At 69.9% G+C, this 21,943-nt stretch carries 19 protein-coding genes and 2 pseudogenes; 8 read left to right on the top strand and 13 right to left on the bottom strand.

Annotated elements, in window-relative coordinates:
* Window positions 1-119 precede the first annotated feature (119 nt).
* The 5 genes from ACIBB8_RS32510 to ACIBB8_RS32490 all read left to right on the top strand — a co-directional run bounded on the left by ACIBB8_RS32510 (window position 120) and on the right by ACIBB8_RS32490 (window position 6,314).
* Window positions 120-1,997, top strand: coding sequence for an ABC transporter substrate-binding protein (locus ACIBB8_RS32510; RefSeq protein ID WP_398958280.1), 1,878 nt, complete (start codon window positions 120-122; stop codon window positions 1,995-1,997).
* A gap of 285 nt (window positions 1,998-2,282) precedes the next feature.
* Window positions 2,283-3,365 carry an ABC transporter permease gene (locus ACIBB8_RS32505; protein ID WP_398958278.1) on the top strand — a complete coding sequence of 361 codons (1,083 nt, stop codon included), beginning with the start codon at window positions 2,283-2,285 and terminating at the stop codon, window positions 3,363-3,365.
* Entirely contained in the window at window positions 3,362-4,297 is a 936-nt protein-coding gene (locus tag ACIBB8_RS32500) for an ABC transporter permease (RefSeq protein ID WP_366137116.1), read from the top strand. Before ACIBB8_RS32505 ends, ACIBB8_RS32500 begins: the two co-directional genes overlap by 4 nt.
* Entirely contained in the window at window positions 4,294-5,322 is a 1,029-nt protein-coding gene (locus ACIBB8_RS32495) for an ABC transporter ATP-binding protein (protein ID WP_398958276.1), read from the top strand. The genes ACIBB8_RS32500 and ACIBB8_RS32495 overlap by 4 nt, the downstream gene beginning before the upstream one ends.
* Complete coding sequence (locus ACIBB8_RS32490) at window positions 5,319-6,314, top strand: oligopeptide/dipeptide ABC transporter ATP-binding protein (protein ID WP_398958273.1); 996 nt, start codon at window positions 5,319-5,321, stop codon at window positions 6,312-6,314. The genes ACIBB8_RS32495 and ACIBB8_RS32490 overlap by 4 nt, the downstream gene beginning before the upstream one ends.
* Before the next feature lie 270 nt (window positions 6,315-6,584).
* Here the strand turns inward: ACIBB8_RS32490 and ACIBB8_RS32485 are convergent, their stop codons facing one another.
* The 9 genes and pseudogenes from ACIBB8_RS32485 to rimP form a co-directional block, all read right to left on the bottom strand.
* Window positions 6,585-7,538: a bifunctional riboflavin kinase/FAD synthetase gene (locus ACIBB8_RS32485; protein WP_398958295.1), complete on the bottom strand. Its 954-nt coding sequence runs from the start codon at window positions 7,536-7,538 to the stop codon at window positions 6,585-6,587.
* Between the two features lie 117 nt (window positions 7,539-7,655).
* Window positions 7,656-8,148 (bottom strand): annotated as a pseudogene (locus ACIBB8_RS32480) (hypothetical protein); the annotation flags it as partial.
* Window positions 8,149-8,348: 200 nt separating this feature from the next.
* A complete protein-coding gene (gene truB, locus ACIBB8_RS32475) occupies window positions 8,349-9,305 on the bottom strand; it encodes a tRNA pseudouridine(55) synthase TruB (RefSeq protein WP_398958271.1) in 957 nt (318 codons plus the stop codon).
* Window positions 9,302-9,766 carry a 30S ribosome-binding factor RbfA gene (rbfA, locus tag ACIBB8_RS32470; RefSeq protein WP_358860065.1) on the bottom strand — a complete coding sequence of 155 codons (465 nt, stop codon included), beginning with the start codon at window positions 9,764-9,766 and terminating at the stop codon, window positions 9,302-9,304. Before rbfA ends, truB begins: the two co-directional genes overlap by 4 nt.
* 101 nt (window positions 9,767-9,867) lie before the next feature.
* Entirely contained in the window at window positions 9,868-10,161 is a 294-nt protein-coding gene (locus ACIBB8_RS32465) for a DUF503 domain-containing protein (protein WP_327127054.1), read from the bottom strand.
* Between the two features lie 137 nt (window positions 10,162-10,298).
* Window positions 10,299-13,376: a translation initiation factor IF-2 gene (infB, locus tag ACIBB8_RS32460; protein WP_398958268.1), complete on the bottom strand. Its 3,078-nt coding sequence runs from the start codon at window positions 13,374-13,376 to the stop codon at window positions 10,299-10,301.
* Between the two features lie 149 nt (window positions 13,377-13,525).
* Window positions 13,526-13,804 (bottom strand): YlxR family protein, encoded by a 279-nt coding sequence (locus tag ACIBB8_RS32455; RefSeq protein ID WP_398958266.1) that lies wholly within the window; start codon window positions 13,802-13,804, stop codon window positions 13,526-13,528.
* Between the two features lie 576 nt (window positions 13,805-14,380).
* Entirely contained in the window at window positions 14,381-15,421 is a 1,041-nt protein-coding gene (gene nusA / locus ACIBB8_RS32450) for a transcription termination factor NusA (protein WP_398958263.1), read from the bottom strand.
* A 2-nt stretch (window positions 15,422-15,423) separates the two neighbouring features.
* Window positions 15,424-15,921, bottom strand: coding sequence for a ribosome maturation factor RimP (rimP, locus tag ACIBB8_RS32445; protein WP_345514436.1), 498 nt, complete (start codon window positions 15,919-15,921; stop codon window positions 15,424-15,426).
* A gap of 177 nt (window positions 15,922-16,098) precedes the next feature.
* On the opposite strand from rimP, the gene ACIBB8_RS32440 reads away from it, so the two are divergent.
* From ACIBB8_RS32440 to ACIBB8_RS32430, 3 genes are all read left to right on the top strand, one after another.
* A complete protein-coding gene (locus ACIBB8_RS32440; protein WP_398958261.1) occupies window positions 16,099-16,701 on the top strand; it encodes a hypothetical protein in 603 nt (200 codons plus the stop codon).
* Window positions 16,698-17,135 carry a DUF4439 domain-containing protein gene (locus ACIBB8_RS32435; protein WP_398958259.1) on the top strand — a complete coding sequence of 146 codons (438 nt, stop codon included), beginning with the start codon at window positions 16,698-16,700 and terminating at the stop codon, window positions 17,133-17,135. The genes ACIBB8_RS32440 and ACIBB8_RS32435 overlap by 4 nt, the downstream gene beginning before the upstream one ends.
* A 157-nt stretch (window positions 17,136-17,292) precedes the next feature.
* Window positions 17,293-18,198: an aminoglycoside phosphotransferase family protein gene (locus tag ACIBB8_RS32430; RefSeq protein WP_398958257.1), complete on the top strand. Its 906-nt coding sequence runs from the start codon at window positions 17,293-17,295 to the stop codon at window positions 18,196-18,198.
* 75 nt (window positions 18,199-18,273) lie between these two features.
* Here ACIBB8_RS32430 and ACIBB8_RS32425 read toward each other — a convergent pair whose 3' ends face one another.
* The 4 genes and pseudogenes from ACIBB8_RS32425 to ACIBB8_RS32410 form a co-directional block, all read right to left on the bottom strand.
* A complete protein-coding gene (locus ACIBB8_RS32425) occupies window positions 18,274-19,974 on the bottom strand; it encodes a proline--tRNA ligase (RefSeq protein WP_398958255.1) in 1,701 nt (566 codons plus the stop codon).
* A 73-nt stretch (window positions 19,975-20,047) separates the two neighbouring features.
* Complete coding sequence (locus ACIBB8_RS32420; RefSeq protein ID WP_398958253.1) at window positions 20,048-20,623, bottom strand: GNAT family N-acetyltransferase; 576 nt, start codon at window positions 20,621-20,623, stop codon at window positions 20,048-20,050.
* A 134-nt stretch (window positions 20,624-20,757) separates the two neighbouring features.
* On the bottom strand, window positions 20,758-21,603 hold the full coding sequence (locus ACIBB8_RS32415) for a GNAT family N-acetyltransferase (protein ID WP_393308878.1): 846 nt from the start codon (window positions 21,601-21,603) through the stop codon (window positions 20,758-20,760).
* 176 nt (window positions 21,604-21,779) lie between these two features.
* Window positions 21,780-21,943 (bottom strand): annotated as a pseudogene (locus tag ACIBB8_RS32410) (4-hydroxy-3-methylbut-2-en-1-yl diphosphate synthase); the annotation flags it as partial.

Genomic DNA, 21,943 nt, shown 5'->3' with positions numbered 1-21,943 from the left:
GCCATTTGGCACACCGTTGACGCGGCTCGACCACCGCTGATAAACCTTCGCTTCACCAGCTGGCGAACCAGAGATCAACCCGCCTTCTCCGTGCGAGTCATGACGCGAGGTCCCTGTCCATGGTCACAAGAGTCCCACCACCCTCCGCTCAGCCACGCTCACGTCTGCGTACCCTCCTGGCTTCCGGTGCCGCGGCCCTTGCCCTGGCCGCCGGGTCGATCGTCCCGGGGATGCCCCTCGGCGCCGCGCCTCAGCAGGCACAGGCCGCCGACAACGGCAAGACGACGCTGACTGTCGCGGTCGCGCAGAGCGTCGACTCGCTGAGCCCGTTCCTCGCTCAGCGGCTCATGAGCACCAGCGTCCACCGGCTCATGTACGACTTCCTCACCAACTACGACGCCAAGGACAACCACACGATCCCCGGCCTCGCCACCAAGTGGGAGCCGTCCGCGGACAAGTTGACCTGGACGTACACCATTCGGTCCAACTCCACATGGTCGGACGGGCAGCAGGCCACCGCCGAGGACGCGGCGTGGACCTTCAACAAGATGATGACCGACGAGGGCGCCGCCACCGCGAACGGCAGCTTCGTCGCCAACTTCAGGAAGGTCACGGCACCCAGCCCGGACAAGCTGGTCATCGAGCTCAAGGAACCGCAGGCCACCATGGCCGCGCTCGATGTACCGATCGTTCCCAAGCACGTCTGGGAGAAGGTCGGGGACTTCTCGAAGTTCAACAACGACACGACGTTCCCCATCGTGGGGAACGGGCCGTTCGTCCTGACCGACTACAAGGTCGACCAGTATGTGAAGCTCAAGGCCAACAAGAACTTCTGGCGCGGTGCGCCCAAGTTCGACGAACTGGTCTTCAAGACGTACAAGGACCAGGACGCCGCGGTCGCCGCGCTGCGCAAGGGCGAGGTGTCATTCGTCGCGGGCGCCCCCGCGCTGACGCCTGCCCAGGCCGCGTCCCTCAAGGGCGACAAGAACATCAAGGTCAACGAGGGGCCGGGCCGCCGCTTCTTCGCACTGGCGACCAACCCGGGCGCGCAGACCAAGGACGGCAAGAAGTTCGGCAACGGCAACAAGGCCCTGCTCGACCAGAAGGTGCGCCAGGCGCTCTTCCTTGCGGTCGACCGCAAGACCATCATCGACAAGGTCTTCCAGGGGCACGCCGTCGAGGGCCAGGGGTACATCCCGCCGCGCTACGGGGACTACTTCTGGCAGCCGTCCGACAGTCAGACGCTGGCCTACGACCCGGCCCGGGCGGCCAAGCTGCTCGACCAGGCGGGCTACAAGCTCAAGGGCGACCAGCGTGTCGGCAAGGACGGCAAGCCGCTCGACCTGCGCATCCTGTGCCATGCCACGGACCCCAACGACAAGGCGATCGGTAAGTACCTCAAGGAGTGGTGGGGCAAGCTCGGCATCGGGCTGAAGGTGGACTGCCTCGACGACGTCTCCGTGCCCTGGTACGCCGGCGAGTACGACCTCGCGTTCGACGGCTGGTCCGTCAACCCGGACCCGGACTTCGTCCTCGGCATCCACACCTGCTCCGCCCTGCCCGCCAAGGCCAAGGAGAGCGCCGCCACGGACAACTTCATCTGCGACAAGACGTACGACGAGCTGTACAAGAAGCAGCTCGCCGAGTACGACCCGGCCAAGCGGGCGGACACCGTCAAGCAGATGGAGTCGTGGTTGTACGACTCCGGGTACATGAACATCATCGCGTACCCGAACGCGGTCGAGGCGTACCGGACGGACCAGATCAAGTCCATCACCACCATGCCCGAGGCGGCCGGCAACATCTACGGCCAGGATGGGTACTGGAGTTGGTGGTCGGCCGTTCCGGCGGCTGACGGCAAGAGCGGTTCGGGCAGTGACAGCGGTGGCAACTCCACCGGTGTCGTCATCGGCATCGTCGTCGCCGTGGTGGTGCTCGCCGGTGGCGGGTTCCTCATCACGCGTCGCCGCCGGTCCACGGCGGAGGACCGCGAATAAGACCGCCCGGCACATGGGGGGTGGGAGAAGGAGCGGGGCTGGGTGCGTGCAGCTGCAAGGCGGAGGAGGGAGGCAACGCGAAGGGGGTCCCCCATGCCCTTAGGGCTATGGGGGAGTTGTTGACCGACGACAACGCCGCAGATGTGCGCACCCAGCCCCGCGACGCCGCCTCCCATGTGCCGGTCGGTCTCATCACCCGGACGAGATGAGAGGGACCGGCAGCACGAGGTCACGACACCCCCCTGCCGGTCCCCCCAAGGGCAGCACGAGTAACGAGAGTTCCCCATGACAGCTGACAGCACTCCGGCGCTCGTGCAGAACGCGGATGCGGACACCGACGGCCCGGCTCCGGCCGGGCCGTCGGCCGCCCGCGGCCCACGGGCGCGCAACACCAAGGCCTATCTCCAGTACGTGGCAGCCAAGATCGCGGGAGCGGTCGTCTCGCTGTTCGCCGTTCTGGTCACCAGCTTCTTCCTCTTCCGGCTCATTCCCAGCGACCCTGTGAAGCAGATGACCGGCGGCCGCCGCGTCTCCGCCGAGCAGCTGGATTCACTCAGACACCAGTTCGGCCTCGACCAGCCGCTCTGGAAGCAGTTCACGAGTTACGTGGGTGACGCGCTGACCGGGGACTTCGGTACCTCGTTCCAGTTCCACGCCCCCGTCATCGACAAGATCACCGAGGCGCTCCCGGCAACGCTGCTGCTCACCGGCACGGCATACGTCCTCTACACGGCGCTCGGCATCTGGCTGGGCACCCGTACGGCCTGGCGCAACGGCTCCCGCAGCGACCGCTTCAACACCGCGTTCGCGCTCACGCTCTACTCGGTGCCGTCGTTCTGGCTCGGCCTGCTGCTCATCATCGTCTTCTCGGTGGGCATCGGCCCGATCCCCGGCATGTTCCCGACGGGGGGCCTGGAGTCGGGCGGGGAGACCGGCTTCGCGTACGTCATCGATGTCGCCCATCACCTGGTGCTTCCCGTGATCACACTGGTAGCGGTCGGCTATGCGCAGACGCTTCTCGTGATGCGTTCCTCGCTCCTCGACGAAATGGGCAGCGACTATCTGACGACAGCCCGCGCCAAGGGGCTCCGTGACGATGTCGTCCGGCGCAAGCACGCCGTCCCGAACGCGATGCTGCCGACATTCACCCTGATGTTCGTAAACCTGGGGCATGTGGTGGCGGGCCAGATCCTGGTCGAGACGGTATTCTCCTGGCCCGGTCTCGGCGGTCTCTTCTACCAGGGGCTGAGCGTTCCCGACCTTCCCCTCGTGCAAGGGCTGTTCTTCGTCTTCGCCACTGCGGTGATCCTGGCGAACACCCTCGCCGACGTGCTGTATCCGCTGCTCGATCCCCGGGTGGGCCGATGACGACCGAACCATTGCCCGTACAGAACGAAGCGGGCGTGACCACGAACCCGCGCGCCCTGGCCCGGGCCCGTAAGCGCCAGTCCCTGGCCCGCTTCTGGCGGGAGTACCGCACACACCGGGGCGGCCTGTGGGGGCTGGGCGGGCTCATCCTGATCGCGCTGATCGCCGTGTTCGCGCCCGCGCTGGCCGGCGCCGACTCGCAGAGCGTCACCGCCGCACCGGGCGGCGCCCTCGAATCGCCCAGCGGAGAATTCCCGCTCGGTACCGACCAGTTCGGACGCAGCGTCCTGGCACTCCTGGTGTGGGGTGCGCGCGTCTCGCTCACCGTGGGGCTGCTCGCCGCGTTCCTGTGCGTGGCGATCGGCACGGTCGTCGGGATCGTCGCGGGCCACTTCCACGGCTGGTACTCGACGGTTCTGATGCGCGTCACCGACTGGTTCCTGGTGATGCCGACCCTGGTTCTCGCGATCGCGCTCGCCACCGTGATGGACCGCTCCATCTGGACGATCATCATCGCGATCGGCGTCACGACCTGGCCGACCACGGCCCGGCTCGTCCGTGCCCAGACGCTCGCCGTGGAGTCACGCCCGTACATCGAGCGTGCCCGCGCGCTGGGCGGCGGGCACGGGCACATCATGACCCGCCATGTGCTGCCGAACGTGATGCCCCTGGTGCTCGCACAGACCACACTCGTGATCTCCAGCGCCATCCTCACCGAGGCCACGCTCGCCTTCCTCGGCCTCGGCGACCCGACCATCACGTCCTGGGGCGGCATGCTCCAGGACGCACGTGAGGCGGGCGCGGTGAGCGCGGGCGACTGGTGGTATCTGGCACCGCCCGGTGTCGCCATCGCCCTGGTGGCCCTGTCGTTCACTCTGTGCGGCCGCGCGATCGAGTCCGTCCTCAACCCCAGGCTGGGGGTGGCCCGTTGAATACACCGAGCACACAGAAAGCGCCCCTGCTGGACGTCCGCGACCTCTCGGTCACGTACGCCGGGGGTGCCCACGCGATCCGCGGCGTGAACCTCACCGTCGACGCGGGCCAGAAGCTCGGCATCGCCGGGGAGTCGGGCTGCGGCAAGTCCACACTGGCGCTGGCACTGCTGCGGCTGCTGCCCGCCGGAACGAAGGTCTCCGGCCGGATCCTGCTGAACGGCGAGGACGTCCTCACCATGAAGTGGGGTCAGGTCAGGGCGGTGCGCTGGGCGGGCGCCTCGATCGTGTTCCAGGGCGCGATGCATTCGCTGAACGCCGTGCACCGCATCGGCGACCAGATCGCCGAGCCGATCCTGCTGCACAGGAAGGCCACCCCGTCCGGGGCGAAGAAGAAGGTCGGCGAACTCCTGGAGCAGGTGGGACTGCCGGTCTCCCGCGCCGGCTCCTATCCGCACGAGCTCTCCGGGGGGCAGCGACAGCGCGTGATGATCGCGATGGCGCTCGCCTGCGATCCGGGCCTGATCATCGCCGACGAGCCGACGACCGCCCTCGATGTGATGATCCAGGCCCAGATCCTGCGCCTGATCGAACAGCTGGTGTCCGAACAGGACCTGGGGCTGATCATGATCAGCCATGATCTGGCCGTTCTCTCGGATACCTGTGACCGGCTCGCGGTGATGTACGCGGGCCGAGTGGTGGAGGAGGGCCCGGCGTCCCAGGTCTACGAGGACGCGCGCCATCCCTACAGCAAGGCCCTGTCGGGCGCGTTCCCGCGCATCGGGGACCCGGCGTCCCGGTTCGCGCCCCGCGGGCTGCCCGGCGATCCGCCTGACCCGTCGGCGCTGCCCGCCGGCTGCACGTTCCATCCGCGCTGCCCGGTGGCGCTGGACTCCTGCACCACGCAGGACCAGGAGCTGCGCGAGTTGGACGCCCTACGGCAGGCCGCCTGTGTGCTGGTGGAGCCGGGGGCGGCCGGCGCCGCGCTCCGGAAGGGTGCCGAGGAAGCAAGGAGCACGACATGACCACCCCCACTCCCCTGCTGAGCGCGGAGGACCTGAAGGTCGCCTTCCCCGGCCGGCGCGGAGCCGCGACGGCGCGCGCGGTGGACGGTGTCGACCTGGACATCCGGCCCGGCGAGATCGTCGCGCTGGTCGGCGAGTCCGGGTGCGGCAAGACGACGCTTGCGCGCTCCCTGCTGGGGCTCGTCCCCCCGACGTCCGGCCGGGTCACGTTCGGCGGCGACCCGCTCGACTACTCGGGCCGTGCCCTGAAGGCGTACCGCAAGCGCGTCCAGCTCGTCCTGCAGGACCCCAGCGGCTCGCTGAACCCGCGGCACACGGTGTACGACGCGGTTGCGGAGGGACTGCGGATCCACGGGTACGCGGGTGATGAGCGGACGGCGGTCGCACAGGCGCTGTCGCGGGCGGGGCTGCGGCCTCCCGAGCGGTTCTTCCTGCGCTATCCGCACGAGCTGTCGGGCGGGCAGCGTCAGCGCGTCGTGATCGCGGGCGCCCTCGTCCTGGAACCGGAACTCATCGTTGCCGACGAACCCGTGGCCTCGCTCGACGCCTCGGTGCGCGGTGAGATCCTGGCCCTGCTTCTGCAACTGAGGGATGAACTGGGGCTGTCCGCACTGGTGGTCACGCACGACCTGGGGCTGGCGTGGAACATCGCCGACCGGGTCGCGGTGATGTATCTCGGCCGGATCGTGGAGACGGGCGAGGTCGAGCAGATCCTCACGGCTCCGCAGCACCCGTACACCCAGGCACTGCTGTCGGTGCTGCCTGAGGCCGAGGGCGATCCGGTGATCCTCACGGGCGAGCCGCCGGATCCGGCCAAGGTGCCGTCCGGCTGCCGGTTCCATGCCCGCTGCCAGGTCCTCGCGTCGGGCGAGGCCGAGCGGGCGGGGGTGGCGGATGCCTGCCGTACGAAGGATCTTCCGGTGCTCGCGGGCAGCGGGGAGACGCAGGTGGCGTGCCACTGGGCGCACGCGACGGCGGGCGTGGAGGTGTAACGGCCTGGTGCACGATAGCGAGCGGGCTCCCGGCGTCATGCGACTCCGCCTCCGGCGTTGTCGTCGGTCGACGACTCCCCCATGGCCTTGAAGGCATGGAAGGGCCCCCTTCGCGTCGCCTCTCTCCTCCGCCTTGGATTCGAAGCCGCATGACGCCGCTCGCTGATCCACTCTCTATCGTGCACCAGACCGTAAGGCCGACCCGCACCCTGTACGTCTCGGGCCGGGACCGCTGCCCGCGGTTCCGGCCCGAGACGTATCCGACACAGGTCAGCCGCGGTCGTGCGCCGCGATCAGCTCGCCGGCCCGCTTCACATCGGCGGCCATCGCCACCAGCAGGTCCTCTATCGAGTCGAACTTCTGCATCCCGCGGACGTACGCGAGGAAGTCGACGGAGACATGGAGCCCGTACAGATCAAGACCGACGCGGTCGATCGCGTACGCCTCGACCGTCCGCTCCGTGCCGTCGAACTGCGGGTTCGTGCCGACCGAGATCGCGGCGGGCATCGCCTCGTCGTCCACGTTCAGCCAGCCCGCGTACACGCCGTCGGCGGGGATCGCGGTGTGCGGCAGTGTCTCCACGTTCGCCGTCGGGAAGCCCAGTGCGCGGCCGCGCTGCGCGCCGCGGACGACGATGCCCTCGACCCGGTGCGGGCGGCCCAGGACCTCGGCGGCGCCCGCCACATCGCCCGCGGCGACGAGCCTGCGGGTGAGGGTGGAGGAGAACGGCTCGCCGCCGCCCGCCTCGCCGCTCAGAACCAGATCGATGACCTCGACGCCGTAGTCGTACGTCGCGCCGAACTCGGTGAGCAGCTGCACGTTCCCCGCGGCCCTGTGACCGAAACGGAAGTTGGGGCCCTCGATGACGAGCTGCGCATGCAACTTGTCGACCAGCACCTTGACGATGAAGTCGGCGGGCGCCAGCTTCGAGAACTCGGTGGTGAACGGCAGGATCAGCAGCGCATCCACACCCAGTTCGGCCATCAGCTCCGCGCGCCGGTGGTGCGGGGCGAGCAGGGGCGGGTGGCTGCCGGGCCGTACGACCTCGCTGGGGTGCGGGTCGAAGGTCACGACGACCGACGGCACGCCGAGTTCGCGCGCCCGGTCGACGGCTCTGCCGATGATCAGCTGGTGTCCGCGGTGCACCCCGTCGTAGGAGCCGATGGTGACGACGCTGCGTCCCCAGTCCTGGGGGATGTCCTCCAAGCCACGCCAGCGCTGCACTGTGACCGCTCCTCGCCCGAACCTGTGTACGTGGGTGTATCTCTTATGCAGGTCTAAGACTGCCATGCCCACGACCCGCGGCCCGCATCGGCATCGGCATCGCGGTGGACACCGCCCTCCACGGTCCGCCGCGCGCCGGGGCCGCCGCCGGAACCGCGGGCCGAACTCGCCGTACGCCCCGGGCGCACCGGCGCGTCGGACGACGCGCCCCGTGAGCAGCCGGGCCACCCCGGGGTGCGGCCTGGCGTCGGGCACCGAGGTGTCCTCTGCCAGCAGGTCGGCGCCGCGCAGCCAGACAGTGAGGGCGGGGTCCAAGCCGCGGGCGCGGCGGGCGGCGAGCGCGGCGAGTTCGGTGGTTCGGCCGGTACCCGGCACTCCCACCAGGCCGAGGACGACCTCGGGGCCGGCTCCGGGGGCGCGGTGTGACCGCCTCGGACCCGACGGAGCGGCTCCGGTCACCAGTTCTGTACAGAACGAGCCGGGCAAGTCCGTCGACCGCTTCGTGGCTGGTCACGACTGTGCCGCGGTCGTCCGCGACGAACCCGGTCCCTCGCAGCCGGCCGGCCGGATCACAGATGCGTACCCGCGTCGGCCGGCCCCCGCTTCCCATGGTCGGCGATGATCGGCGCGAGAAGCACTCGGAGCAAAAGCGCCCCCAAGTGCACCCCTGAGTCACTCCGAGCGCCTGCCCATTCAGGTGATTCAGCGGGTTCCAGTGGACAGACACCAGAGGGGGATCGTGGAGCGGGCACGGGGGGCTGCCCGCTCCACGATGGGGTACTGGATCAGGGACCGGCGGGACCCGTGCCGTCAGGCGAAGACGGCGAGGCTCCTCGCCTTGCCCTTCTGCTCCTCCACGAGCACCAGGAAGGTCCCGTCGGGCCCGAAGACCGCGACCGGCCCCGGCGGGTAGGAGGGCATGTCCAGCCGCACGCCGTTCAGCAGCAGCTTGGCCCGCTTCTCGTCCACGTCCCAGCGCGGGAACGCCGCGGCGGCGGCCTCCGCGACCGGCATCACGGTCAGCTTCTCCTGATGCTGATCGAGCGTCCGAGCCGCATCGAGACCGTACGGACCGACGCGGGTGCGCCGCAGCGCGGTCAGATGCCCGCCGACGCCGAGCCCGGCGCCGAGATCGCGGGCGAGGGCACGGATGTACGTACCGGAGGAGCAGACGACGGAGACGACCAGGTCGACGACCGGGGTCCCGTCCTCCGCGACCGCTTCACGGACGTCGTAGACCTTGAAGGACGAGATGGTCACCGGCCGGGCCGGGATCTCGAACTCCTCGCCGCCACGCACCCGGGCGTACGACCGCTTGCCGTCGATCTTGATGGCGCTGACCTTGGACGGCACCTGCATGATCGCGCCGGTCAGTGCCGCGACACCCGCGTCGATGCCCTCACGCGTGACCCCCGACGCGTCGGTGGACGACGTGATCTCGCCCTCCGCGTCGTCCGTGACGGTGTCCTGGCCGAGGCGGATCGTGCCGAGGTACTCCTTCTCGGTCAGCGCCAGGTGACCGAGCAGCTTGGTGGCCTTCTCGACGCCGAGCACGAGAACGCCCGTCGCCATCGGGTCCAGCGTGCCGGCGTGGCCGACGCGGCGGGTGCGGGCGATGCCGCGCATCTTGGCGACGACGTCGTGCGAAGTGAAGCCGGACGGCTTGTCGACGATGACAAGGCCGCTCTCCGGTCGCCCGCCGCCGCCCCTGCCCGAGGTCGCTTCGCTCCCGCTCCGCTGACCGGGCGTCTTGTTCTGCTGTGTCATTCGGAGGCTGAGCCCTCGTTCTCGTCGGACTCGTCGGCGGCATCCTCCGGCTTGCGGTAGGGGTCCGCGTCGCCCGCGTACTTCGCACCGGTCGACACCTCGCGCACCTGCGCGTCCTTGGCCCGCGCCCTGTCGAGGAGGTCCTCGATGGTGCGTGCGTTGTCCGGCAGGGCGTCGGGGACGAAGGCCAGGGTCGGCGTGAACCGGACCCCGGTCTGCCGGCCGACCTCGGACCGGAGCACGCCCTTGGCGCTCTCCAGCGCCGCGGCTGAGGCCGCCCGCTCCTCGTCGTCGCCGTAGACCGTGTAGAAGACCGTGGCCTCCCGCAGGTCGCCGGTGACCCGGGCGTCCGTGATCGTCACGAATCCGAGCCGCGGATCCTTGATACGCCGGTCCAGGGTCTCCGCGACCACGACCTGGATGCGATCGGCCAGCTTTCGGGCCCGCGCGTTGTCGCTCACCGGTCCGTCACTCTTCCTTCTGGGGTTGCTTACGGTCCGACGCTTCCTGCATCCTGCGCTTCCGCGTCGGACGATTTCACGTCTGACAATTCTGACGTTGTTCAGTCTTCGTCGCTGTGCAGCCGCCGCCGAACCGACAGCAGCTCCACCTCGGGCCGAGCGGCCACCAGCCGCTCGCACCGGTCCAGTACGTCCGTGAGGTGTCCGGTGTCCCCGGAGACCGCGGCAAGACCGATCTCGGCCCTGCGATGGAGATCCTGTCCACCCGTCTCCGCCGCACTCACCGCGTACTTGCGCTGAAGCTCGGCAACGATCGGACGGACGATGGAGCGTTTCTCCTTCAACGACCGTACGTCGCCGAGGAGCAGATCGAAGGACAGTGTCCCCACATACATGGATGTCCGGATGTCCCGCCGGTTCGGGTTCGCGTCCTGCCAGCGCTTGGCAGGGACACAAGAACCGTACACGGAACGGCCGGGGCCGATCGACGGAAATACGACCCGTCGACCGGCCCCGACTGTTGAGGTACGGGTCAGCCTCGCGGCTTCTCGCGCATCTCGTACGTCGCGATGACGTCGTCGATCTTGATGTCGTTGAAGTTTCCGAGGTTGATACCGCCCTCGAAGCCTTCGCGGATCTCGGTGACGTCGTCCTTGAAGCGGCGCAGACCGGAGATGTTGAGGTTCTCCGCGATGACCTTGCCATCGCGCAGCAGGCGCGCCTTGGTGTTGCGCTTGACCTCGCCGGACCGGACCAGCACACCGGCGATGTTGCCCAGCTTGGACGAGCGGAAGATCTCGCGGATCTCCGCCGTACCGAGCTCGACCTCTTCGTACTCCGGCTTGAGCATGCCCTTGAGGGCCGCTTCGATCTCTTCGATCGCCTGGTAGATGACCGAGTAGTACCGGACGTCCACACCTTCGCGCTCGGCCATCTGCTGCGCACGCCCTGCGGCGCGCACGTTGAAGCCGATCACGATGGCGTCGGAGCCGGTCGCCAGGTCGATGTCCGACTCGGTGACCGCACCCACACCGCGGTGCAGGACCCGGATGTCGACCTCGTCACCGACGTCGAGCTGGAGCAGCGAGGACTCGAGAGCCTCCACCGAACCGGACGCGTCGCCCTTGATGATGAGGTTGAGTTCCTGGACCAGACCGGCCTTGAGCGCCTCGTCCAGGTTCTCCAGGGAGAACCGGACACCCTTGCGGGCGAAGTTGGCGTTGCGCTCACGGGCGGCACGCTTCTCAGCGATCTGACGGGCCGTGCGGTCCTCGTCGACCACCAGGAAGTTGTCGCCTGCACCCGGGACGTTGGTGAGACCGAGCACGAGGACGGGGGTCGACGGACCCGCTTCCTCGACGTTGTTGCCGTTGTCGTCGAGCATCGCCCGGACCCGGCCGTACGCGTCGCCGACCACCATCGTGTCGCCGATGCGCAGCGTGCCGCGCTGGACCAGGACGGTCGAAACTGCACCGCGGCCGCGGTCGAGGTGGGACTCGATCGCAATACCCTGCGCGTCCTGCTCCGGGTTGGCCCGCAGGTCGAGCGAGGCGTCCGCGGTCAGGACCACGGCCTCCAGCAGCTGGTCGATGTGCAGACCCTGCTTGGCGGAGATGTCGACGAACATCGTGTCGCCGCCGTACTCCTCGGCCACCAGACCGAACTCGGTGAGCTGACCGCGCACCTTGGTCGGGTCCGCGCCCTCGACGTCGATCTTGTTGACCGCGACCACGATCGGCACGTCGGCCGCCTTGGCGTGGTTCAGCGCCTCGATCGTCTGGGGCATCACACCGTCGTTCGCCGCCACCACGAGGATCGCGATGTCGGTGGACTTCGCACCACGGGCACGCATGGCGGTGAACGCCTCGTGACCCGGGGTGTCGATGAAGGTGATCCGACGGTCCTCACCGTTGACCTCGGAGGAGACCTGGTACGCACCGATGTGCTGCGTGATGCCGCCGGCCTCGCCCGCAACGACGTTCGTCTTGCGGATCGCGTCCAGCAGTCGGGTCTTACCGTGGTCGACGTGACCCATGACGGTCACGACCGGCGGACGCGAGACCAGAGCCTCTTCGCCGCCCTCGTCCTCGCCGAACTCGATGTCGAAGGACTCGAGCAGCTCGCGGTCCTCCTCCTCGGGGCTGACGATCTCGAGGACGTAGTTCATCTCCTCGGCCAGCAGCTTCAGCGTCTCGTCCGAGACCGACTGCGTGGCGGTGACCATCTCGCCGAGGTTCATCATCACGGCGACGAGCGACGCCGGGTTGGCGTTGATCTTCTCCGCGAAGTCGGTGAGGGAGGCACCGCGCGACAGACGGACAGCCTGCCCGTTGCCGCGGGGCAGCATGACGCCACCCACCGACGGGGCCTGCATGGCCTCGTACTCCTGGCGCCTCTGCCGCTTCGACTTGCGACCACGACGCGCGGGACCGCCGGGACGGCCGAACGCACCCTGTGTGCCACCACGACCACCGGGGCCGCCGGGACGTCCACCGAAGCCGGGACGACCGCCGAAGCCGCCGCCGCCACCACCGGGACGGCCTGCGCCGCCACCGCCACCGCCGCCACCGGGACGACCGGCGAAGCCGCCGCCACCGCCACCGGGACCGGCCGGACGACCGGCGAAGCCGCCGCCGGGACGACCTGCACCGCCACCGGGACGGCCTGCACCGCCACCGGGACCACGGCCACCGCCGGGGCCACCACCGGGACGCGGGCCGGCAGCCGGACGCTGCGGCATCATGCCCGGGTTCGGACGGTTACCACCGGGCGCACCGCCCGGACGCGGAGCCTGCGGACGGGGCATGCCGCCCGGAGTCGGACGGGCACCGCCCTGGCCCTGCGGACGCGGGGCGCCACCGGGGCCGCCCTGCGGACGCGGGGCGCCGGGACGCTCCTGTCCGCCACCGGGACGCGGGGCGCCACCGGGACGGGGTGCCTGCGGACGGGCCATGCCCGTCGAGCCACCGGAGGTGAAGGGGTTGTTGCCCGGGCGGGGACCGGCGGGACGGGCGCCGCCGGGGCGCGGGGCGCCCTGGCCTGCGGGACGGGCCGGACGGTCGCCACCACGGCCGCCGTCGCGCTGACCGCCGGCCGGGGCCGGACGGGCGGGGCGAGGACCGGGGGTGGCACCCGCGGGACGCGGGGCCTGCTGCGGCGCGGCCGGCTGGGCCGGGGCCGGGGCGGAGAACTCTGCCGCGGGCACCGGGGTGACCGGAGCGGGCTTCGGCGCGGGCTTCGGGCCCGGACGCGGGCCCGCCGACGGCGCGGAAGGCGCGACAGCGGAAGGGGTGCTGCTGGGGGCCTGGGCTGCGGCCGGCTTGGGGGCCGGGGCACCGGGCTTCGGGGCAGCGGGACGTGCCGCAGCGGCCGGGGAGGGCGCTGCGGGCTTTGCGGGCGCGGCCTTGCGGGGCGCGCCAGGCTTCGCAGCGGACTTGCCGGCGTTGCCGCCGGGCCCCTGCAGTGCGTCAGTCAACTTGCGTACAACCGGCGCCTCGATCGTCGAGGACGCCGAACGGACGAATTCACCGAGTTCTTGGAGCTTGGCCATGACGACCTTGCTCTCGACGCCGAACTCCTTGGCGAGTTCGTATACCCGGACCTTAGCCACTTCGCTCCTTATAGGTCCGGGTTACCGCCGGACCGTCGCTACTTCATGGGCGTACTCATCGCGTACTCATCGAGTGCTCATCGCAATCTCGACCTACTTCCAACTCGCGAGGTACCTGACCGCACGGGGTCCCGTGCCGTTCTCGTTTCTTACGGTGTCACCCGTTCGACATACCGCTGCAGTGCCGCGGAATCGAACGGCCCCTTGGCCTTGAAGGCCCGGGGGAATGCCCGACGGCGAACCGCCAGGTCGAGACAGACAATGACGGGGTGCACGTACGCACCCCGGCCGGGCAGCGTACCGCGAGGATCGGGGACGCATGCGTCCTCATCCACCACGATGCGCAGCAGCTCGCTCTTGGCCGCTCGCTCCCGGCATCCCACACAGGTTCGCTCAGGGCAAGCGCGGGCGTGCGTCCGGCCAGACACGGTTAAGTCTACCTCCCCGCACCGACCTCACCCCTTTGGGGCAAAAATCGAACGGATGTTGTCGTGATCTCAGCGGCATTCCGCGTTGATTTATTCCCCGGGACCGGCATCGGTCCCGTACTCCGGACCCGGAGCCCGGCCGGTCTCCGGACCGTTGTGGCCCATCGTCCGGACGGGCGCCGGTCCACTCCTCGGACCGGCGCCGGTCCCTTATGGCCTGGTACACGATAGAGAGTGGATCAGCGAGCGGCGTCATGCGGCTTCGAACTCCAAGGCCGAGGAGGGAGGCGACGCGAAGGGGGTCCCCCATGCCTTAGAGCCTGTCGGGTGACCTTCGATCGGAGAGCGGACGCGGCATGGCGCGTGCGATTCCAAGGCGCCGGGATGGCCTTGTAGCGGAGCTACCAGGGCATTTCGGCAACGCCGGAAGCGTGCGTGCCAGGGCGTGGCCGCCCGATCAGAGGTCACCCGACAGGCTCTTAGGCATGGGGGAGTCGTCGACTGACGACAACGCCGGAGGCGGAGTCGCATGACGCCGGGAGCCCGCTCGCTATCGTGCACCAGGCCGTTACCGGTTCAGCCGCGCTCGGACCGGTCCCGGGCCCGCTCGGCCCGCTCGCGGTCGGCGATGTCCCGTTCGGCGTCGGTCTCGGTGTCCGGGCGGATGTCGATGCGCCAGCCGGTGAGACGGGCGGCGAGGCGGGCGTTCTGGCCCTCCTTGCCGATGGCGAGCGAGAGCTGGTAGTCGGGGACCGTGACCCGGGCGGACCGCGCTCCAAGGTCCACGACCTCGACCTTGCTCACCCGGGCGGGCGACAGCGCGTTGGCAACCATCTCGGCCGGGTCGTCCGACCAGTCCACGATGTCGATCTTCTCGCCGTGCAGCTCGGCCATGACGTTACGTACCCGGCCGCCCATCGGGCCGATGCAGGCGCCCTTGGCGTTCAGGCCCGAGCGGGTCGAACGGACCGCGATCTTGGTGCGGTGGCCGGCCTCGCGGGCGATCGCGCAGATCTCGACGGAACCGTCGGCGATCTCCGGGACCTCCAGTGCGAAGAGCTTCTTGACCAGGTTGGGGTGCGTCCTGGAGAGGGTCACGGACGGACCACGGACGCCCTTGGCGACCCGCACGACATACGTGCGCAGCCGCAGCCCGTGGGTGTACTCCTCGCCCGGCACCTGCTCCTGCACCGGCAGGATGGCTTCGAGCTTGCCGATGTCGACCAGGACGTTCTTCGGGTCCTTGCCCTGCTGGACGACACCGGTGACGACATCGCCCTCGTGGCCCGCGTATTCGCCGAACGTCCTGTCGTCCTCGGCGTCACGCAGCCGCTGCAGGATGACCTGCTTGGCGGTGGTCGCGGCGATCCGGCCGAAGCCGGACGGGGTGTCGTCGAACTCCTTCGGCTCCTGGCCCTCTTCGAGGTCGGCCGGGTCCTCCTTCGCCCACACCGTCACATGGCCGCGCTCGTTGAGCTCCACGCGCGCACGGCGGTAGCTCCCGTCGGTGCGGTGGTAGGCGATGAGGAGGGCCGACTCGATCGCCCCGACGAGCACGTCGAAGGGGATCTCCTTGTCCTGTGCCAAGCCCTTCAAGAGCTTCACATCGATGTCCACGGCTACGCCTCCTCTTCCTTCTTGTCCTTGCGGTTGAATTCGATCTCCACGCGCGCCTTGGCGATCCCGTCGAAGGGGACCCGGCGGGACGTGGGCTTGCGGCCCTTGACGCCCGGAACTTCGAGGTCGAGCCCCTCGTCGTCGACAGCGATGATGCGGGCGACCAGCTCGCCGCCCTCATGCAGCTGCAGCTTGGCCAGGCGACCGGTGGCGCGTACGTAGTGGCGGTGTTCCGTCAGCGGACGGTCGGCACCGGGAGAGCTCACTTCGAGGACGTACTCGTCCTCGCCCATCGCGTCGGTCTCGTCGAGCTTCTCGGAGATCGCGCGGCTCAGCTCCGCGCAGGCGTCGAGCTCCACGCCCTCGTCGGAATCCACGACGATGCGCAGCACACGTCTGCGGCCGGCCCGGGACACCTCGATCTCTTCAAGATCCAGCTGCTTGGCGCTGACGAGCGGTTCGAGCAGCCCGCGCAGCCTCTCGCTCTGGGTGGTGCTCATCCGGGTGACTCCTCGGCCGCGTGTGCTGTTGTGTGGTTCGTCGCGTGTCAGGTCAAAGGGTATCCGGTCCCGAGGGGTGTTGCCGTCCGCCTACCGCTCAGCCGCAGGTACGCTCGCCTGCAGTGATCACTTCAGGACAGATCCAGTCAGGACAGATCAACGCCCGAAGGAGAACAGGTGCGGCGCACGGGGACGACGCGCAGGGGTGCGCTCACCGTAACGGGGGCGGTCGCCCTGGGGGCGGCGCTGGCCGGCTGCGGGGACGGCGACAGCGGCGAGGGCCGAAAGGGTTCTGCGCCGGCCGGTGCGCGGGACGCAGCGGCTAAGGCAGAGAAGGCGCTGCGGATGACGGCCGCGCGGACCAGCGGCACCCTGCTCGCCCAGTACGAGCAGGTCGTCACGGCCCATCCGGCGACCGCGGCCGGGCTCGCACCGCTGCGGGACGCGGTACGGGCCCATACGGAGGCACTGTCGCCCGGGGCGGGCAGGACTGTGCGGCCGAGCGCCGGCGAAACCGCGGGCATGACTGCGATGCGCGGCGCGGCCCTTTCGGGTCGCCCCGCCCCCTCGGGTTCGCCCACCGTTCCGGGTTCGCCCGCCGCCGACGCCAAGACCGCCGTCAAGGAACTGGCGGCGGCGGAACGCCGCACCGCTGACGCCCACACGGCGACGCTCCTGACAGCGCCACCCGAGCTGGCCCGGCTGCTCGCGTCGATCGCGGCCGCCGGCGCAGCCCACGCCTACCTGCTGACCGAACTGGCCAAGGAGACCTCGTCATGAGTGCGCAGACGCTGCAGGCGGCGCAGGCGTCGCTCGCCGCCGAGCATGCGGCGGTGTACGGGTACGGGGTGGTCGGTGGCCGGGTCACCGGCGGCCGCCGGGCGGAGGCGACGGCCGCCTACCGCCGGCACCGGGCCCGGCGCGACGCACTGGTGCGGACCGTACGCGACCTGGGCGGTGAGCCGGTGGCGGCGGAGTCCGCGTACGCTCTGCCGTTCGCGGTGCCGGACTCGGCAGCAGCGGTGAAGCTCGCCGCCCTGCTGGAGGACCGGATCGCGGGCGTCTACTCCGATCTCGTACGGGCTGCCGGGGGGCCTCTCAGGCGAGAGGCCGCTGACGCACTGCGGGAGGCCGCGGTGCATGCGGTTCGCTGGCGGGGCAGCGGCGTAACCTTTCCCGGACTCACCGAGCGGTCCGCCGACGGCGTCGCCTGAGAGCCTGTCGGGCGATCTCTGAGCGGGCGGGCCTGAAGGGCGGATGCGACGGGCAGGACCGGAGCAAGCCCGGGACCGGTCCGACGGGCGTGACCGACGCGAAGACCGGGACCGGTCCGACGCACTCATGAAGGCTCTGAAAGGGAACACAGCACGTATGGGTTTCGAACCGCCGCAGCGTCTGGTGCGAGCGCTCGGCGAGGTGCACGGGGAGACGGCCGCCGCCGACTGGCTCGCGCGGCTCCCCGAGCTGATCGACGAGTCGCTGTCCGCCAACGGGCCGGAGCTGGCTGTCGAGCGTGTGGCTGCCCCGGGTGGGCGCAGCAGCCTGGTTCTGCTGGTGCGCCGCGCCGACGGCACCCCGGCCGCGCTCAAGATCGCACCCGCCGGTGCGGCGCCCGAGCTGGAGCGGGCGGCGCTGGCGCACTGGAACGGCTGGGGAGCGGCCCGGCTTCTCGGCTCCGGCGGCGGCGCATTGTTGCTGGAACGGCTGCATCCCGAGGTGTCGCTGCGATCGCTGCCGGAGGCGAAGGCACTCCTGGAGGCGGCGGGTACGGTACGACGGCTGTGGGTCGAGCCGCCCAGCGGGCACTCCTTCGAGACGGTCGCCGAGCGGACCGGCCGGTGCACGGACCCCATGCGGGCCGCCGCCGTGGCCGACCCGGCGCTCGAACCGCTGGTCTCCGCGGCCTTGGCCGCGCGGGAGGAGCTCGTCGCCCACTCCCCCGAAGTCCTGCTGCTGCACGGCAACTTCCGCCAGAGCAAGGTGCTGGCGGGGGAACGGGCGCCCTGGCTGACGGTCGGCCCTGAGCCGCTGGTCGGCGAGCGGGCCTACGACCTGGCGCGGCTGGTACGGGACCGGGTGGAGGACCTCATCGCCTCCCCGGGCGGCCCCGTGACGGCCCGTCGCCGGATCAACAGGCTCGCGGATTCGCTGGACGTGGACCGGGAACGGCTCCACGGCTGGACGTTGTTCCGTGCGGTGGAGTCGGGCACCCGTGCACTGACCGTCGGCCGCCGTCAGGAAGGCGAGCTGTCGCTGGAATTCGCGGGCTGGCTGTAGGCCCCGGCCCCCCGCAGAACGGCCGAAGGCCGCCGTGCTGTCGGACAGCACGGCGGCCTTCGGTGTTTCCGGGTGTCAGCCCTGGGCCACGAGACGGACGATCGCCTCGTCGACCGTGAGCTCCTCGCGCTCGCCCGTACGGCGGTCCTTGAGTTCCAGGACGCCCTCGGCCGAGCGGCGGCCCGCGACCAGGATCTTCGGGATGCCGATCAGCTCGGCGTCGGTGAACTTCACACCGGGCGAGACGCCCGCACGGTCGTCGACCATGACCCGCACACCGGCGGCGCCGAGCTTCTCGGCGACGTCGAGGGCCAGCTCCGTCTGGAGTGCCTTGCCCGCCGCGACGACATGGACATCGGCCGGGGCGATCTCGCGGGGCCAGCACAGCCCCTGCTCGTCGGCGGTCTGCTCGGCGAGCGCCGCGACGGCGCGGGAGACGCCGATGCCGTAGGAGCCCATGGTGACCCGGACCGGCTTGCCGTTCTGGCCGAGCACATCGAGCTGGAAGGCGTCCGCGAACTTGCGGCCCAGCTGGAAGATGTGACCGATCTCGATGGCGCGGTCCAGCTTGAGGCCGGTGCCGCACTTGGGGCACGGGTCGCCCGCCTCAACCACGACGACGTCGAGGTAGTCGTCGACCTCGAAGTCACGGCCGGCGACGACGTTCTTCGCGTGGGTGCCGGGCTTGTTCGCGCCGGTGATCCAGGCGGTGCCGGGGGCGATGCGCGGGTCGGCGATGTACCGGACCTTCTCCAGACCCTGCGGGCCGACATAGCCACGTACCAGGTCGGGACGGTCCTCGAAGTCCTCTGCGGTGACCAGCTCGACCACGGCGGGGGCGAGGTGCTCGCCGAGCTTGCCGAGGTCGACCTCGCGGTCGCCGGGCACGCCCACGGCGACGATTTCGCCGTCGACCTTGACCAGGAGGTTCTTCAGCGTCGCGGAGGCCGGGACATCGAGGTGCGCCGCGAGCGTCTCGATGGTCGGAGTGTCGGGGGTGTCCAGTTCCTCGACGGGGCCGTGCGCCGAACCGTCCACAGGGGTGGCCTTGAAGGTCACGGCCTCCGTGTTGGCCGCGTAGTCGCACGCGGGGCAGTCGACGAAGGTGTCCTCACCGGCCGGGGCGGGTGCCAGGAACTCCTCGGACGCCGAGCCGCCCATCGCACCGGAGACCGCGGAGACGATGCGGTGGTCGAGACCGAGCCGCTCGAAGATGCGGATGTAGGCGGCGCGGTGCAGCTGGTAGGCCTCGATGAGACCCTCGTCGGTGGTGTCGAAGGAGTACGAGTCCTTCATCTGGAACTCGCGGCCGCGCAGCACACCGGCGCGGGGGCGCGCCTCGTCGCGGTACTTGGTCTGGATCTGGTAGAGGATCACCGGCAGGTCCTTATAGGACGTGATCTGATCCTTGACGACCTGGGTGAAGATCTCTTCGTGGGTGGGGCCGAGGAGGTACTCGGCGCCCTTGCGGTCCTTGAGCCGGAAGAGCAGGTCGCCGTACTCGTCGTAGCGGCCGCTCGCGTCGTACGACTCCTTGGGCAGCAGTGCGGGCAGCAGTACTTCCTGGCCGCCGATGGCGTCCATCTCCTCGCGCACGACGCGAGTGATGTTCTCCAGGACCTTCTTGCCCAGGGGCAGCCAGGTCCAGATGCCAGCCGCGGTGCGACGTACGTAACCGGCCCGGACGAGCAGCTTGTGGTTGAGCGTCTCGGCGTCCGCCGGGTCGTCGCGCAGTGTCTTGATCATCAATCGGGACATGCGCTGGACCTGGGCCATGATGAACTCCTGCTCGGAAGGGTGATGTGCAGGAGGTTAGCCGGGTGGCGGGTGCGGGCGGAAATCGATTGGTTCAGCCCCGGTCCCGGCGGCGCAGCGGAAGGGGCGCTCCCATCACCGCGTACGGCTTGGGAGCGCTGGGAAACAGCACGTGCCGGGCCAGGTCCCGGTAGCCGAGGGTGCGATACAGGCCACGTGCCGGGCTCTCCGTGTCGATGGCGGAGAGGATGGAGCGCGGTTGATCGACGGCGTCCGTGATGGTGGTGATCAGGGTGCGGCCGATGCCCCGGTTCTGGAACTCCGGATGGACATGCAGTTCGGTGATCACAAAGGAGTCGTCAAGCCAGTCCTCGGAGCCGGTGGCCCGCAGATAGGGCTCGACGACGGTGGACCACCAGTGGCCGCGTTCGTTGGGCATGCCGTAGACGAACCCGACGAGCCGGCCGGTCGCGGTGGTGGCGCCGAGGGCGCGGGCGCAGGGGTGCTCGAGGTGCCTGAGGACGATATGGCGACGTACCTGGACCTCGTCGTGACCGAGGCCGAAGGCGACGGCCTGCACGGCAAGCGCCTCGTCCACCCGCGCGGCGAGATCGATCGCCCCGACCAGAACACCGGGAGTACGGGCACCGCCCCCTGAATCAGCTGCCATGCGCCGAACCCTACTGTCCGCGCTGGGCTGTGGCACACGTGTCAGAAGTGCTCGTAAGGCAAGGAGCGCTGCCGGTGGCGGCATCGAGCGCTCACTCCGGCGAGGCCGTGCCGCTCCCGGCCACATCGTCCCGGTCAGAAGAGCACGCTCATGAACGCGCCGACCTCACGGAAGCCGACCCGGGTGTATGCCCTGCGGGCCGCGGTGTTGTAGTCGTTGACGTACAGGCTGACGACGGGTGCGACATCGGCCAGTGCGTAGCGCAGGACCGCTGCCATGCCGGTCTCGGAGAGGCCGCGGCCGCGGTGTTCGGGGGCGACCCAGACGCCCTGGATCTGGCAGGCCTGCGGGGTGGCGGCGCCGATCTCCGCCTTGAAGACGACCTTGCCGTCCTCGATCCGGGCGAAGGAGCGGCCGGTGCCGATGAGTTCGGCGACGCGTGCCTGGTAGAGGAGTCCGCCGTCACCGGCCAGCGGCGAAATGCCCACCTCCTCGGTGAACATCGCCACGCAGGCCGGCATCAGGACATCTATCTCGTCCTTGCGGATGCGGCGTACCAGCGGGTCGGGCGTCACACCGGCGGCGGGGCTCTCGGTGACCATGAGCGGCTGGTTGGCCCTGACCTCGCGGGCGGGACCCCAGCCCGGTTCGAGCAGCCGCCAGAGCTGGGCGGTGGGCTCGGCGGGGCCCACGATCGAGGAACAGCGGCGGCCGGCCCGGCGGGCCCGGTCGGAGAACGCCCTGATGGCCTCGGGGGTGGCACAGATGGGTACGAGATTGGCACCGGAGTAGCAGAGCGAACGCAGTCTGCCGTCCGCGTACCAACCCCACATCTCGCCGCCGAGGCGCCAGGGATCAAGCCCTGCGATCTGGACCCGGGACGTCACGAAGGCGTTGGCGACAGGGTCGCTCTCCAGGATGGCGAGCGCGGCACCGAGGTCGCTGGGTTCGAGGACCCGGGTGGTGGTCTGCGTCAACACAAGGGGGCCTCACCATGCAGTCTGCTGATTTCCGCACTGTACCCAAAGAGGCTGGGAGGCGCCGCCCCATGGCGGTCAACAACCTCCCAGGCCGGCCGTGAGGTCTCTCACGGCTGTGCCCCGCCTGACGAGGTGTTCGTCGGACGGGGCACGGCTGCGAGTGCAGGCCTTCGGCCTCAGCTGACGGAGACCTCGGGTTCGCCGGACGGGATGCCGTCCTTCTCCATCTGCTCGGCGATCTTCAAGGCTTCTTCGATGAGCGTCTCGACGATCTTCGACTCCGGAACGGTCTTGATGACCTCGCCCTTGACGAAGATCTGTCCCTTGCCGTTCCCGGACG

The organism is Streptomyces sp. NPDC051286 (assembly GCF_044455345.1).
GTDB lineage: Bacteria > Actinomycetota > Actinomycetes > Streptomycetales > Streptomycetaceae > Streptomyces.
The sequence above is the reverse complement of the archived record's forward strand: the minus strand, read 5'-3'. Positions and strand labels throughout refer to the sequence as shown.

What these genes read in the sequence shown, in the direction of transcription:
- ACIBB8_RS32435 (WP_398958259.1), top strand. Translation starts at nt 16,698, where the DNA reads ATGAGTGCGCAGACGCTGCAGGCGGCGCAGGCGTCGCTCGCCGCCGAG.
- ACIBB8_RS32490 (WP_398958273.1), top strand. Translation starts at nt 5,319, where the DNA reads ATGACCACCCCCACTCCCCTGCTGAGCGCGGAGGACCTGAAGGTCGCC.
- ACIBB8_RS32465 (WP_327127054.1), bottom strand. Translation starts at nt 10,161, where the DNA reads ATGTATGTGGGGACACTGTCCTTCGATCTGCTCCTCGGCGACGTACGG.
- truB (WP_398958271.1), bottom strand. Translation starts at nt 9,305, where the DNA reads ATGACACAGCAGAACAAGACGCCCGGTCAGCGGAGCGGGAGCGAAGCG.
- ACIBB8_RS32510 (WP_398958280.1), top strand. Translation starts at nt 120, where the DNA reads ATGGTCACAAGAGTCCCACCACCCTCCGCTCAGCCACGCTCACGTCTG.
- ACIBB8_RS32505 (WP_398958278.1), top strand. Translation starts at nt 2,283, where the DNA reads ATGACAGCTGACAGCACTCCGGCGCTCGTGCAGAACGCGGATGCGGAC.
- rimP (WP_345514436.1), bottom strand. Translation starts at nt 15,921, where the DNA reads ATGAGCACCACCCAGAGCGAGAGGCTGCGCGGGCTGCTCGAACCGCTC.
- ACIBB8_RS32500 (WP_366137116.1), top strand. Translation starts at nt 3,362, where the DNA reads ATGACGACCGAACCATTGCCCGTACAGAACGAAGCGGGCGTGACCACG.
- ACIBB8_RS32425 (WP_398958255.1), bottom strand. Translation starts at nt 19,974, where the DNA reads ATGGCCCAGGTCCAGCGCATGTCCCGATTGATGATCAAGACACTGCGC.
- ACIBB8_RS32420 (WP_398958253.1), bottom strand. Translation starts at nt 20,623, where the DNA reads ATGGCAGCTGATTCAGGGGGCGGTGCCCGTACTCCCGGTGTTCTGGTC.
- ACIBB8_RS32430 (WP_398958257.1), top strand. Translation starts at nt 17,293, where the DNA reads ATGGGTTTCGAACCGCCGCAGCGTCTGGTGCGAGCGCTCGGCGAGGTG.